The sequence below is a fragment of the Bradyrhizobium sp. SZCCHNS30572 genome, from assembly GCF_032484415.1.
Classification (GTDB): Bacteria; Pseudomonadota; Alphaproteobacteria; order Rhizobiales; family Xanthobacteraceae; genus Bradyrhizobium.
Genome location: NZ_JAUESY010000006.1, coordinates 145,387 through 158,012 on the forward strand (window position 1 = coordinate 145,387; position 12,626 = coordinate 158,012).

Annotated in this window: 13 protein-coding genes and 1 tRNA gene; 7 read left to right on the forward strand and 7 right to left on the reverse strand. The window is 66.6% G+C overall.

The features are described 5' to 3' along the window. Positions 1–15: 15 nt before the first annotated feature. From QX048_RS17790 to obgE, 3 genes are all read right to left on the reverse strand, one after another. Positions 16–1,305, reverse strand: a complete 1,290-nt coding sequence (locus QX048_RS17790) for a glutamate-5-semialdehyde dehydrogenase (RefSeq protein ID WP_316200561.1) — start codon at positions 1,303–1,305, stop codon at positions 16–18. A gap of 74 nt (positions 1,306–1,379) precedes the next feature. After that, positions 1,380–2,516, reverse strand: coding sequence for a glutamate 5-kinase (gene proB / locus QX048_RS17795; protein WP_315750649.1), 1,137 nt, complete (start codon positions 2,514–2,516; stop codon positions 1,380–1,382). Positions 2,517–2,660: 144 nt separating this feature from the next. Then, the gene (gene obgE / locus QX048_RS17800; RefSeq protein WP_316200562.1) at positions 2,661–3,731 is read right to left on the reverse strand and encodes a GTPase ObgE; all 1,071 of its coding nucleotides are present in this window, start codon (positions 3,729–3,731) and stop codon (positions 2,661–2,663) included. A gap of 200 nt (positions 3,732–3,931) precedes the next feature. Between obgE and QX048_RS17805 the strand changes: the two genes are divergently transcribed. Continuing rightward, positions 3,932–4,849, forward strand: a complete 918-nt coding sequence (locus tag QX048_RS17805) for a DMT family transporter (protein ID WP_316200563.1) — start codon at positions 3,932–3,934, stop codon at positions 4,847–4,849. Positions 4,850–4,927: 78 nt separating this feature from the next. Here QX048_RS17805 and QX048_RS17810 read toward each other — a convergent pair whose 3' ends face one another. The 3 genes from QX048_RS17810 to rplU form a co-directional block, all read right to left on the reverse strand. Continuing rightward, positions 4,928–5,518, reverse strand: coding sequence for a GNAT family N-acetyltransferase (locus QX048_RS17810; protein WP_316173383.1), 591 nt, complete (start codon positions 5,516–5,518; stop codon positions 4,928–4,930). Positions 5,519–5,657: 139 nt separating this feature from the next. Continuing rightward, positions 5,658–5,927 (reverse strand): 50S ribosomal protein L27, encoded by a 270-nt coding sequence (rpmA, locus tag QX048_RS17815; protein ID WP_315750651.1) that lies wholly within the window; start codon positions 5,925–5,927, stop codon positions 5,658–5,660. Positions 5,928–6,065: 138 nt separating this feature from the next. Next, positions 6,066–6,449, reverse strand: a complete 384-nt coding sequence (rplU, locus tag QX048_RS17820; protein ID WP_315715953.1) for a 50S ribosomal protein L21 — start codon at positions 6,447–6,449, stop codon at positions 6,066–6,068. 359 nt (positions 6,450–6,808) lie between these two features. Between rplU and QX048_RS17825 the strand changes: the two genes are divergently transcribed. The 5 genes from QX048_RS17825 (at position 6,809) to QX048_RS17845 (ending at position 11,281) form a co-directional block, all read left to right on the forward strand. Further along, a complete protein-coding gene (locus QX048_RS17825) occupies positions 6,809–7,948 on the forward strand; it encodes an ROK family protein (protein ID WP_315750655.1) in 1,140 nt (379 codons plus the stop codon). Between the two features lie 474 nt (positions 7,949–8,422). After that, entirely contained in the window at positions 8,423–9,082 is a 660-nt protein-coding gene (locus QX048_RS17830) for an outer membrane protein (RefSeq protein WP_409998630.1), read from the forward strand. Positions 9,083–9,315: 233 nt separating this feature from the next. Continuing rightward, positions 9,316–9,405 (forward strand) — tRNA-Ser (locus tag QX048_RS17835). Between the two features lie 49 nt (positions 9,406–9,454). Continuing rightward, positions 9,455–10,213, forward strand: coding sequence for a DUF2786 domain-containing protein (locus tag QX048_RS17840; protein ID WP_315715956.1), 759 nt, complete (start codon positions 9,455–9,457; stop codon positions 10,211–10,213). Between the two features lie 165 nt (positions 10,214–10,378). Further along, positions 10,379–11,281 (forward strand): HNH endonuclease, encoded by a 903-nt coding sequence (locus tag QX048_RS17845; protein WP_316200564.1) that lies wholly within the window; start codon positions 10,379–10,381, stop codon positions 11,279–11,281. A 178-nt stretch (positions 11,282–11,459) separates the two neighbouring features. Here QX048_RS17845 and QX048_RS17850 read toward each other — a convergent pair whose 3' ends face one another. Continuing rightward, on the reverse strand, positions 11,460–12,068 hold the full coding sequence (locus QX048_RS17850) for a hypothetical protein (RefSeq protein ID WP_316173650.1): 609 nt from the start codon (positions 12,066–12,068) through the stop codon (positions 11,460–11,462). Positions 12,069–12,257: 189 nt separating this feature from the next. Between QX048_RS17850 and QX048_RS17855 the strand changes: the two genes are divergently transcribed. Beyond that, positions 12,258–12,593, forward strand: coding sequence for an MmcQ/YjbR family DNA-binding protein (locus QX048_RS17855; RefSeq protein WP_315825789.1), 336 nt, complete (start codon positions 12,258–12,260; stop codon positions 12,591–12,593). The last annotated feature ends 33 nt before the right edge of the window (positions 12,594–12,626 follow it).

Here is a 12,626-nt window from a genome sequence, read left to right on the forward strand (position 1 = left end):
CACAGGATGCGGCCGTCATGGCCGCGTCTGCCCGGTGCCGTGGATGCGATATTTGAAGCTGGTGAGCTGCTCGACGCCGACGGGGCCGCGCGCATGGAACTTGCCCGTGGCGATGCCGATCTCGGCGCCGAAACCGAACTCGCCGCCGTCGGCGAACTGGGTCGAGGCGTTGTGCAGCACGATCGCCGAGTCGACCTCGTTGAGGAACTTGTCGGCGGCCGCATTGTCATCGGTGACGATCGCGTCGGTATGGTGTGAGCCGTGCGCGTGGATGTGGGCGATCGCGCCCTCCACGCCGTCGACGACCTTCGCGGCGATGATCGCGTCGAGATATTCGGTGTCCCAGTCCTCGTTGCTGGCCGGCTTCACCCGCGCATCGGCCGCGCACACGACCTCATCGCCCCGCACCTCGCAGCCGGCGCCAATTAGCATGTCGACCAGCGGCTCGATCTTGTCGGCGGCCGCGCGATCGACCAGCAGCGTCTCTGCCGCGCCGCAGACGCCGGTGCGGCGCATCTTGGCGTTCAGCACGATCGACTTGGCCATCTCCAGGTCGGCGGCGCCGTCGACATAGACGTGGTTGACGCCTTCGAGATGCGCGAACACCGGCACACGTGCCTCGGCCTCGACGCGGGCGACGAGGCTCTTGCCGCCGCGCGGCACGATGACGTCGACGCCGCCGTTCAGGCCCGACAGCAGCAGGCCGACTGCGGCGCGATCGCGCGTCGGCACCAGCGTGATCGCAGCCTCCGGCAGGCCCGCCTCGCGCAGGCCTTCGACGAGGCATTCGTGGATGGCGCGGCAGGAGCGGAACGAGTCCGAGCCGCCGCGCAGGATCACGGCATTGCCGGACTTCAGGCACAGCACGCCGGCATCGGCCGCCACGTTGGGGCGGCTCTCGAAGATCACGCCGATCACGCCGAGCGGCACCCGCACGCGCTCGATGGTCATGCCGTTCGGCCGCTGCCAGCTCTCGGTGACGATGCCGATGGGATCGGCGACGTCGCGCACGGCGGCGATGCCGTCGGCCATCGCGGCGACGCGGGCCGGGGTCAAGGTCAGGCGATCGAGGAAGGAGGAAGTGATGCCGGCGGCCTTGGCCTCGACCACGTCCTCGGCATTGGCGGCGATGATCGTGTCCGCGCGGGCCCGGATCAGCCGCTCCATCGCCTCCAGCGCCCGGTTCTTCTGCGCGGCCGGCGCCAGCGACAGCACGCGCGCGGCGGCGCGCGCCTGCTTGGCGAGGTCGTTCATCAGCGCAGGCAGATCGGCGCTGCCGTCGATGGCTTTCAAAGGCGCGGTCATGGGCGTTTCAACCTTGAATTAAGGCTCTCCAGTAGCACGGAATTCGGCCGTTTGCGAACGCTGGTGCCGCGGTCTCAGACCGGACCGGCACCTGCCGGGCCGATCACCAGATCGTCGCGATGGATCATCTCGGCGCGGCCGGAGATGCCGAGGATGACGGCGACGTCCGGCGACGAACGGCCCTTGATCCGCTCGGCATCGTCGGCGTCATAGGCGACGAGGCCTCGGCCGATCTCATGGGTGTCGGGGCCGCGCACCACCACGGCATCGCCGCGGGCGAACTGGCCATCGACACGAATGACGCCGGCCGGCAAGAGGCTTTTGCCCGCCCGCAGCGCGGTCACGGCGCCGGCGTCGATCGTCAGCGTGCCCTTCGGCTCCAGTGAACCCGCGATCCAGCGTTTGCGCGCGGTGACGGGGTTTGCCGGCGTCAGGAACCAGGTGCAACGGCCGCCATTGGCGATCGCGGCCAGCGGGTGCTCGATCTTGCCGGAGGCGATCAGCATGTGGGTGCCGCCAGTGGTGGCGATCTTGGCGGCTTCGATCTTCGTGCGCATGCCGCCGCGCGAAAACTCGGAAGCCGCGCTGCCGGCCATGGCCTCGATGTCGGCGGTGACGCTCTCGACCACGGGGATCAGCCGCGCATTCGGATCCTGCGCGGGCGGCGCGGTGTAGAGGCCGTCGATATCGGACAGCAGCACCAGCAGATCGGCGCTCGCCATGGTCGCGACACGGGCGGCGAGGCGATCATTGTCGCCATAGCGGATCTCGGCGGTCGCGACCGTGTCGTTCTCATTGATGACCGGCACCGCGCGCCATTCCAGGAGCTTGGCGATGGTCGAACGGGCGTTGAGATAGCGCCGGCGCTCCTCGGTGTCCTGCAGCGTCACCAGGATCTGGCCGGCACTGACGCCATGAGCGCCGAGCACCTCCGACCAGGTCCGCGCCAGCGCGATCTGGCCGACCGCGGCGGCCGCCTGGCTCTCCTCCAGCTTCAGCGGTCCGCGCGGCAGCTTCAATCGGCTCCGGCCGAGCGCGATCGAGCCCGAGGATACGACCAGCAGCTCGCAGCCGCGGCTGTGGAGCCGGGCGATGTCGGCCGCCAGCGCGGCGAGCCAGGAGGCGCGGACCTCGCCGGCTTCGGAATCGACCAGCAGCGACGAGCCGACCTTGACGACGATGCGGCGAAAATTTTCGAGACGGGGTGCCATGGCGTGAACGGGGTCGGTTCGAGCCCTCGCATCGTGATGAGAGGTGCGTGGCTGACACGCGGTCCGCACGGGACGGGGCTCAAGTGTTGATGGATGGCGGCGAGTGTCGCAAGCGAGGGCCTGCGAGGCAAGGTTGGCTTCAGTTCAACCCTGCGGTGACGTTGGGGCCGCCCACGGCTCCTCGGTCGCGGCGCTCTCGGTCGTGCTCTTGGCCTTGAGGGATACAGGCTGTTCGCCGACCACGTCGGCGAGCTTGCGCAAAGCTTCCTTGACGCCCTCGCCGGTGGCGCCGGAAATCAGCAGCGGCGTCTTCTTGGCGGCGCGCTTCAGCCGGTCCCTCTGCTTCTTCAGCTCGTCCGGGTCGACCGCGTCGATCTTGTTCAGCGCGACGATCTCGACCTTGTCGGTCAGCTCGCCGCCATAGGCTTCGAGCTCGTGCCGCACCGTCTTGTAGGCCTTGCCGGCATGCTCGCAGGTGGCGTCGACCAGGTGCAGCAGCACGCGGCAGCGCTCGACATGGCCGAGGAAACGGTCGCCGAGGCCGGCGCCCTCATGCGCGCCCTCGATCAGGCCGGGAATGTCGGCCAGCACGAACTCGCGGCCGTCGGCGTTCACGACGCCGAGCTGCGGATGCAGCGTGGTGAACGGATAGTCGGCGATCTTCGGCTTGGCGGCGGAGACCTTGGACAGGAAGGTCGACTTGCCGGCATTGGGCAGGCCGACCAGGCCGGCATCGGCGATCAGCTTCATGCGCAGCCAGATCCAGCGCTCCTCGCCGGGCTGGCCGGGATTGGCGTTGCGCGGCGCCCGGTTGGTCGGCGACTTGAAATGGGCGTTGCCGAAGCCGCCATTGCCGCCCTCGGCCAGCACGAAGCGCTCGCCCACCGCGGTAAAGTCGTGGATCAGCGTCTCGCGATCCTCGTCGAAGATCTGGGTGCCGACGGGAACCTTGAGCACCACGGACTTGCCGCCGGCGCCATGACAGTCCTTGCCGGACCCGTTTCCGCCCCTCTGGGCCTTGAAATGCTGCTGGTAGCGGTAGTCGATCAGGGTGTTGAGGCCGTCGACGGCCTCGATGATGACGTCGCCGCCGCGGCCGCCATTGCCGCCGTTCGGGCCGCCGAACTCGATGAACTTCTCGCGCCGGAACGCAACGCAACCGTTGCCGCCGTCGCCGGAGCGCACATAGACCTTGGCTTCATCGAGGAATTTCATGATGGGCCTTACGTAGGCGAGGCGGGCCCCTACGGCAACCGCGGAATGGGCCTAATTCGGCCCGGAGCCTTAATTTCGATCGGTAAACCCGCGTTGCGCACGACTTGGACAAGCGTTGCGCAGGGGTTGCGGCAGGGCTGCATTACGCTCTCAGCGGAAGGGCTGGAGCCAGTCAGGATGGACTGATAAGGCACCCCATCATGAGCGTGCTGTCCCGAATCTCCACCGCAAACGACGAGCGCTCGGCGCGGCTGGCCGGCATCGGCCTGATGCTGCTGTCGATTGCGATGTTCTCGTTCGGCGATGCCCTGGGCAAGTTCCTGGTGTCGACCTATGCCGTCGGCCAACTGCTGTGGCTGCGCGCCTGTGCGGCGCTGCTGCTGCTCGCGCCGTTCATCTGGCGCAACCGGGCCGCCTTTCTGCAGCTCGAGCGTCCCTGGCTACAGCTGGTGCGGGTGATCCTGTCGACGTTGGAGGTCGCGGCGTTCTTCCTCGCCACCGTCTATCTGCCGCTCGCCGACGTCATCACCTACTATCTCGCCGGGCCCATCTTCGTCACGGCGCTGTCGGCGCTGGTGCTGCGCGAGCATGTCGGCTGGCGGCGCTGGACCGCGATCCTGATCGGCTTCTGCGGCGTGCTGATCGCGCTACGGCCCTCGGCGCAGACCTTCAGCCTGCCGGCCTTGATCGCGCTCGGCGGCAGTCTGTCGTTCGCTGTGCTGATGCTGATCACGCGCTCGCTGCGATCGACGCCTGACATCGTGATGGCGTCGTCGCAGTTCGTCGGGACCTTCCTGCTCGGCGCCGCGATGTCCTCGTTCGGCTGGGTGACGCCGACGCCCGGCAGCCTGGTGCTGTTCGCCGCCGCCGGCCTCATCTCGGTGACCGCGCTGTTCTGCGTCAACCGCTCGCTCAAGCTGGCGCCGGCCTCGGTGGTCGTGCCCTATCAGTACACGATGATCGTCTGGGCCGTGCTGTTCGGCTTCGTCGTGTTCGGTGACGTGCCGCATCCCGCCACCATCATCGGCGCCACCATCATCATCGGCGCGGGGCTGTACATCTATCTGCGCGAGCGCAGCCTGGGGCAGGGCCAGGGTGCGGTGAATCCGCCGGCCTGAGATGCGACCCTCCCCTGGAGGGGGAGGGTCGCCTCACGCGGAGCGAAGCGACACGTGAGGCGGGGAGGGTGGCCCGGCCTAACTCCGCCGCCCCGCATTGGCCCAGGCCTTCAGCGAGGACCAGACGCCGCGGGTCAGGCGGAAGGCGTCGACCGGGGCGGAGGAGCCGATCACCTCGAAGCGGTGCAGCTCGACGCCGGTCCATTGGAAGCCGCACTTTTCCAGGATGTTGCGCGAGGCTGGGTTGCTGACGCGGGCGTGCCCGATCAGCGAATTGTCCTCGCTCGTCTCGAAGAAATGGTCGATCGCGGCGCGCGCGGCTTCGGTGCCGAAGCCGCGGCCCCAATGCGCAACGCCCAGCCAGTAGCCGAGCTCGGCACGGCCCGTTGCTGCTCGATTGATCCCGACCATGCCGATCGGCGTGTCCAGATGCTCGATCAGGAAGGCGGTCTCACCCGTCTGTTCCAGCGCGCGAACGAAGCGAGCGGCATCGACCTCCGAATAGGGATGCGGCAGGCGGCGGGTATTCTCGGCGATAACACGGTCGTCGGCGAGCCGGGCGATGGCTGTCACGTCCGCGAGCACCGGCGCACGCAGCGTCAGCCGGGAGGTTTCGAGGACGCAAGGTCTCGCCTCGCGCAAGGTGGGAGTGGTGATGTCCTGCAGCATGTCGGGCTCCATCGACGCTTCGGGATCAACTGATCAGCGAAAATGAAAAGGGGAGGCCGGTTGTCCCGCCTCCCCTGGAGCCATCTGGCGCTCCGCCGGTTTGTCAGGACCCGGCGGACGCGAATTGTTCCACCGTATTCTACTCAGCAGCCTCGGCGAGTACCGGACGTACCGAGATGAACGTGCGGTTGGCACGGTCATGGAACTCGACGACGCCCTCGATTTTCGCGAAGATCGTGTGGTCCGTGCCCATGCCGACGTTGAGGCCGGGATGCCAGGTGGTGCCGCGCTGACGCGCAATGATGTTGCCGGGAATCACGCGCTCGCCGCCGAACGCCTTGATGCCGAGGCGCTTGCCCTTGGAGTCGCGTCCGTTGCGGGATGAACCGCCTGCCTTTTTATGAGCCATCGCTCGTCTCCGATCTCTTGCGATCACCTTTAGCGCGATTCCGCTAAGGGATCATTCACATTTGCAACCTGCGCGGACGAAAAATCCACGCGCGATGAGGTCAAGCCGGTGCGGCGCGCGAGACGCGCGCCGGCACGCTTACTCGGCGGCGTCGGCCGCCGGGGCTTCCGCCTTGACCTTCTTCGGGCGCGGGCCCTTGGTCGGCTTGGCGTTGTCGGTCAGGATCTCCGAGACGCGGATCAAGGTCAGCTCGTCCCGGTAGCCGCGCTTGCGGCGCGAATTCTTGCGGCGGCGCTTCTTGAACGCGATCACCTTGGGGCCGCGCTTGTGGTCCAGCACCTCGACGGCCACGGACGCGCCGGCCACCGCGGGGATGCCCAGCACCGGCGTATCACCGCCGACCACCAGCACCTCGTTCAGCTGCACGATCGTTCCGGGCTCACCGTCGATCTTGCCAATCTCGAGCACATCATCCGGGGCGACGCGGTATTGCTTGCCGCCGGTCTTGATGACTGCGAACATCGTTCTCATCCTTCGTGTTCGATCCCGGCCTCAGAGCGCGATGGCTCCGGGTCGGCTTCTTGTTCAGTCGTTATGGTTCATGTGGTCCGGCCCGATTGGAGCCGGAAGTCGCGCCCGAGGCTTTGAGGCCTCAAGAAAGGGCGCAACGACAAACGGCGCAGGAACGCCCGCGCCGGTCGATCGGGCGCTTATAGCGGCGTGAGCCGGCGAGTCAAGGTGAATGGCCGGTTGCCGCTCGGACGGGATGCCCGGGCCCCGCCGACCCCCGGCCGCCATTCGCTCGACCCGGCGCACCGGACCCGCAACCAACTGTTCCCTCCGCCGTTGTCCGGACCCAATGCACAACAGGGCAGGATCGCATGGCCGACGACGTCATGACCACCACGGGCATCGCCCGCCACGGCGCCGCGCGGCTGCCGACGGTCGAGATCGACAGCTTCAACATCGAGCTCAAGGACGAGGACGGCTTCCTCGGCGACCGCGCCTCCAAGGGCGCCTTTCGCAAGATCCTGGAGCGCTGGCGCAAGCCGTTGCGCAAATCCGGCAAGGATCCGTTCGGCGACGAGGACAGCGAGACCATCAGCAAGAAGGCGCTGGACGCCATCCTGGTCGGCGACGACACCGAGGCCTCGGCCGTGGTGCACTCCGCGATCGAGGAATTCGCCCAGGAGCTCGCCCACGTCACCCGGCGCTTCCTGCGCACCAAGGCCTGGGCCAAGACCGAATGCATCGTGGTCGGCGGCGGCTTTCGCGACTCTCGCCTCGGCGAGCTCGCGATCGCGCGCACCGAGATCATCCTCAAGGACGAGGGTTTTGGCGTCGAGCTGGAGCCGATCCGCTACCATCCCGACGATGCCGGCTTGATCGGCGCACTGCATCTGGCGCCGTCTTGGATCTTCGAGGCCCATGACAGCATCCTGGCGGTCGATATCGGCGGCACCAACATCCGCTGCGGCGTGGTCGAGACCGCGCGCAAGAAGGCCCCGGACCTGTCGAAAGCGTCGGTGTGGAAGTCCGATCTCTGGCGCCATGCCGATGACGAACCCACGCGGGAAGGTGCGGTCAAGCGGCTCGCCAAGATGCTGAAGGAGCTGATCGAGGAGGCGGACGCCGAGGGCCTGCGGCTGGCGCCCTTCATCGGCATCGCTTGTCCCGGCGTCATCAACGAGGACGGCTCGATCGAGAAGGGCGCACAGAACCTGCCGGGCAATTGGGAGAGCAGCAAGTTCAACCTGCCGGCTAGCCTGGTCGAGGCGATCCCGATGATCGGTGATCACGACACCGCGGTGCTGATGCACAATGACGGCGTCGTGCAGGGCCTCTCCGAGGTGCCGTTCATGCAGGAGTTCGAGCGCTGGGGCGTGCTGACCATCGGCACCGGCCTGGGCAATGCCCGCTTTACCAACCGCCGCAAGGAGAACGGCCGCAGAGACAGGGACGACAAGGCCAAGGAGGACAAGGCCGACGACAAGAAGGCGGCCAAGAAGAAGAAGGATTGAGCATTGGCGCGGCCGCACCATGTCTCTCGGCGGTCCGGAGGGGGGGGGTGCATGCTGCGCTGCAGCATGGCGCCTTCGCGCTCCCGGACGTGCGGAAAACCGCCGTACAACCAGTCGGATGGCCTGGAACCCGGTAACCTTGACTGGTTAGGTTAAGGAACGGTTCGCATTGCGATGCACGCGCAGATGGCTCAGGGTCGCCGGCGTCGCTCAGGCCGGCCGGATTGACCCCCGTCTCTTCCGTCGGTTTCCCCAAGATGTAGCGACACGGGACCGCCGGTATGTGTCAGCGTACGGCGGTCCCACCTTTGTCTCCTGGCCTCCGTCGCCAGCCGCCGCGTCCGCAACGGCAGGAGAAATCGTCGTCGGTATCAATCAAGTCCATTTACAAACCGTCTAGTCGGTTTATAAATGGACATCCCAAATGGGGTGGGATTTGACGGCGCAATCTCGCGCCGGGTGGAGTGTGAGGACATGATGATCAGACGGGCGAGAGGCTGGATGGCTGCGGTGGCGGCGGCGACGCTGGGCCTCGGCGGGGCAGAGGCAGCCGACCTGGCGGCGACCACCTACAAGGCGCCGGCCTATGCCGCCGCACCGGCACCGTTTTCCTGGACCGGCTTCTATGCCGGCGCCAATGTCGGCGGCGCCTTCACCGGAAACGACTCCTTCACGAACGCCGCCGGCGCCAATGGCGGTGAGCTGTCCGGCGTGATCGGCGGCCTGCAGGCCGGCTACAACTACCAGATCTCGCCGATGTTCGTGGTCGGCATCGAGAACGATCTCGAATTCACCGGTCTCTCGCGCAAGGCCGACCTCGTCAATCCGGCCGTCAGCATGCCCTGGCTCACCTCCGGCCGCGCGCGCGCCGGCATCGCGGTGCTCGACCAGCGCCTGTGGCTGTATGGTACGGCGGGACTTGCGGCCGGCGAGTTGAAGGACGGGCCGACCCACAAGATGAAGATGGGCTGGACCGCGGGCGGCGGCGCCGAATGGGCGTTCCTGCCGAAATGGTCGGCCAAGCTCGAATACCTCTACACCGACCTCAAGCACGACGATCTGCCGGACTGGCGAGCGGCCAAGATTCACTCCGTGCGGCTCGGCTTGAACTACCATTTCGACCTGTTCCGCTGACGAGCGCGGCGCAGACCAGCGGGTTCGAAGGCCCGCGTCAGTCTGGGGCCTTCGGAGCGCGGGGCCGAGCGGTGTAGCCGTTCAGCCGCCGCGTGCGGTCCGCTTCCCCGAGCGGACCGCAATGGCGCGCGCATGCGCGAGCCCCGGGAAAATTTCGACCGGCTGCCTTGTCACCCCCCGCATCGTGCCCTAGAACGACGCCCGACCCGGGGGCTCGCCCCTGATTTGCGCCTGGAGAGGTGGCAGAGTGGTTGAATGCACCGCACTCGAAATGCGGCATAGGTGCAAGCCTATCGGGGGTTCGAATCCCTCCCTCTCCGCCAGTTCCTCCCTCGGCCACCTCCCGGCGGGGCTTGTCATGGGCCTTGAGCGGTGAGCCAGACGTTCGATCCTGCCGCTTCCGATCCTGTTGCGCTCGACAAGCTGAAATCCCGCATTCAGGCGCTGCGCGCCAAGACCATCGCCAATGGCTGCACCGAGGACGAGGCGCTGTCCGCGGCCGCCAAGGTCGCCGAACTGCTCGATCGCCACGACCTGTCGCTGTCCGACCTCGAGCTGCGGGCGTCGGCGTGCGAGCGCAAGGTCTATGAGACCCATCGCAAGAAGCGCATTCCGCTCGATGACTGCATCGGCGCGATCGCGCATTTCTGCGATTGCCGGGTCTGGCGCGAGAAGAATCCGGCCGGCGAAGCGAGCTATGTGTTCTTCGGTCTCCCCGCGGATGTCGAGGTTGCGCACTACCTGGCGGAGCTGATCGACAACGCCGTGCGCGCCGAACTCGGCCGCTACAAGACCTCGGCCGAGTACCGCCGGTTCCGGCACCAGGACCGGCATCTCGCCAATGCCTCCTTCGCCCTCGGCATGGTGGTGTCGATCGCCGACCGCCTGGTGGCGATGAAGGCGGCCCGGGATCAGGTCAACCAGAGCAGCGGCCGCGGGTTGGTCGTGCTCAAGACCTCGGTGGTCGATGCCGAGTTCGACAAGCTCGATCTGAAGCTGCGGTCGGCGCGCAGCACGAGCCGGATGGTGTCGACGGCGGCCTATGAAGCGGGAGGTGCCGCCGGCACCACGCTCGCGATCAGTCCGGGCGTGAGCGGCGCGCCACCGCCAGGTAGTTCGAAGCGAGGCTGACGGACGCCTGGTTCGACGTCGGCTATGGGTCCTTCGAGCACGGCCCAAGCCGGTTGCGGCGTCGTGCATCGACGTCCAGCGTCGTACTCCTAAGTGCAGCGACACGGCGATCTCGGCTGGCTACCATATTTGCTTCCGTCCGAGTCGCTCAGTTAAGCTGCGTGCATGAGCTACTGCGTCTTCATGCATCGGACTGATTCGATCTACGACGATAGTCCGGCGGCGCGGTACCAATTTCCCAAACAATATCTCGGCCGCGCGCAGGGCAGCGTCGGAGATTGGATTGTCTACTTAGAGCCGACGAAAGTGCTTGGAACGCGCGGCTATTTCGCGATCGCTCGGGTCGAGCGGATCATTCCAGATCCGAAGGCGCCCGATATGTATCTCGCGCTCATTCAGCCCGGCTCATACCTCGAATTCGTCAGCCCGGTTCCTTTCAGCGAGCGGAACGGTCCGGTCGAGCGGGGCCTGCTCAATGAGACGGGCAAGATCTCGGGCCGGGCGCAGGCGGCTGTGCGGCCGATTTCGCCGGAGGACTTTCAGCGTATCATTGAGCGCGGTCTGGATGATCGAGACGCCTTGTTGCCGCGTATACCGGAGACCGGCCACCCCCTTAATGGGTTTGAAGAGGATCAAACGCCATTGGTGTCGGAACAGCTCCGCGATCGCATCCAACGTCTGACGTCGCGTATCGCCCGAGATCGCCTGTTCCGCAAGATCGTACTGCGAGCCTATGGCGAACGTTGCGCCATCACCGGGCTGAAACTGATCAACGGCGGCGGACGTGCCGAAGTGAATGCGGCCCATATTCGCCCTGTCGAGGCCAATGGGCCCGACCTCGTGCAAAACGGGCTGGCCTTGTCGGGAACGGTCCATTGGATGTTCGATCGAGGATTGATCAGCCTTGACGATGATCTCGCCATCCTGGTCTCTCGGCACGTCAACGACATCGCTCGTATCCGTGGCTTCATCAATCAGTCCAGGGTTGCTTTCGCTCCGGACCGCGCCCGAGATCGACCGCACCCGCACTTTCTGCAATGGCATCGCCGCCATTGCTTCAAGCAGTGACTCGATCAGGGAGTGAGTCCGAGCGGCGCTGTCCGCTCGCGCTGGCAGCCTTGTCCTGGGGGGCAGTGCTGCGGCTTCGCTCGACCCCGTCACATTTCGTCCATCCGTTGGCTGCGGGGCGCGTCGCGTTTCGCGCCGCCGCCCCATGATGGATCGCGGCGTTCTGGCCGTACCGCCCTCAGCTCTTCCCGCCCGGCCCCTTCAACGCATTCCAAGCCGCCTGATTGGCCTGATCGAACGCCTTGCGGGATTCGCTCAGGGCGGCGCTGAGCACCGACCAGGATTCGCTGCCTGTCTGTTTCAGTTTCTCGAGATGGGCACCGGCCTCTGCCGCGTCGGATTTGAGCTGCTTCAGCACGGCGTCGAGATCGGTCGTGCCGACCGTCGTCACCTTGGTCGCCGCCTCGCGAAACCTGTCAGCCGACTCCCGCCATGCCGTCGCCTGCGCGGCGGCGATGTCCTTGAAGGTCGCCTGCTGCTGGGCGGCCTGCTTGCCGGCGGCGTCGAAATAGGCCTTCATCTGCGCCTCGAATCCAGCCCAGTGCGCGTCCAGCTCGGTCTTCGCGCTGGCCAACGCGGCTTCGCCGGCCGCTGCCTGCGTCTTGAGCAGGGCTTCGAGGTCGCTGCGACGCTTCTTCAAGTCCGCCATGATCTCCTCGGTCTTCACCTTGGATGCTGCTTCGACCTCGGCTGCCTTGACCCCCAGCGACTCCAGCGCGGCATCCATCTCGTGGAGGCGCTCCCTGGCCCAGTTCAGGTAGACCTGCATCGTGCTCTGTGCCGGCATGGTTGCTCTCCTCTGATCCATCCTGCGACAAGCCATATAGAAACGAGGTCGTATAGTTTTGACCTGCATCAAGAGCTGGTGTGCCGGGGCTTCACGTTTGCGTGCAGGGCGCGACGTCCGCCGTATGGCGGACCGCCATGGCCGGTGCTAGTCCTATCGTTCGAATACGATCACACGAGGCGCGTCGAGATGACCGGTGACGAATTTCGTGCTCTCGCCCTGTCGTTCGCCGGAACGACCGCGGCGCCTCACTTCGATCGCACCGCGTTCAAGCTGCACCGGACCTTCGCGACCCTCGCCGCCGATGGCGCATCCGCCAACGTCCTGCTCACGCCCGACGAGCAGGAGCACCATGCCGGCCTGCAGCCCGGCGTGTTTCGCCGGGTGCCGAACAAATGGGGTGATCAGGGCTGGACCACCGTGTCGCTCGCCGATGTCGACGCCACTCGCCTGCGCTCCGTGCTCGAGAGCGCGTGGCGCGCCGCGCATCGTCCGCAGCGGTCACGCGGCCGCAGCAAGCGTTGAGCCGACCCCGGCGAAACAATCGCCGGCTGCGAA

What these genes read in the sequence shown, in the direction of transcription:
- QX048_RS17790 (WP_316200561.1), bottom strand. Translation starts at nt 1,305, where the DNA reads ATGACCGCGCCTTTGAAAGCCATCGACGGCAGCGCCGATCTGCCTGCG.
- QX048_RS17810 (WP_316173383.1), bottom strand. Translation starts at nt 5,518, where the DNA reads ATGCTGCAGGACATCACCACTCCCACCTTGCGCGAGGCGAGACCTTGC.
- QX048_RS17855 (WP_315825789.1), top strand. Translation starts at nt 12,258, where the DNA reads ATGACCGGTGACGAATTTCGTGCTCTCGCCCTGTCGTTCGCCGGAACG.
- QX048_RS17805 (WP_316200563.1), top strand. Translation starts at nt 3,932, where the DNA reads ATGAGCGTGCTGTCCCGAATCTCCACCGCAAACGACGAGCGCTCGGCG.
- QX048_RS17850 (WP_316173650.1), bottom strand. Translation starts at nt 12,068, where the DNA reads ATGCCGGCACAGAGCACGATGCAGGTCTACCTGAACTGGGCCAGGGAG.
- proB (WP_315750649.1), bottom strand. Translation starts at nt 2,516, where the DNA reads ATGGCACCCCGTCTCGAAAATTTTCGCCGCATCGTCGTCAAGGTCGGC.
- QX048_RS17845 (WP_316200564.1), top strand. Translation starts at nt 10,379, where the DNA reads ATGAGCTACTGCGTCTTCATGCATCGGACTGATTCGATCTACGACGAT.
- obgE (WP_316200562.1), bottom strand. Translation starts at nt 3,731, where the DNA reads ATGAAATTCCTCGATGAAGCCAAGGTCTATGTGCGCTCCGGCGACGGC.
- rplU (WP_315715953.1), bottom strand. Translation starts at nt 6,449, where the DNA reads ATGTTCGCAGTCATCAAGACCGGCGGCAAGCAATACCGCGTCGCCCCG.
- QX048_RS17830 (WP_409998630.1), top strand. Translation starts at nt 8,423, where the DNA reads ATGATGATCAGACGGGCGAGAGGCTGGATGGCTGCGGTGGCGGCGGCG.
- rpmA (WP_315750651.1), bottom strand. Translation starts at nt 5,927, where the DNA reads ATGGCTCATAAAAAGGCAGGCGGTTCATCCCGCAACGGACGCGACTCC.
- QX048_RS17825 (WP_315750655.1), top strand. Translation starts at nt 6,809, where the DNA reads ATGGCCGACGACGTCATGACCACCACGGGCATCGCCCGCCACGGCGCC.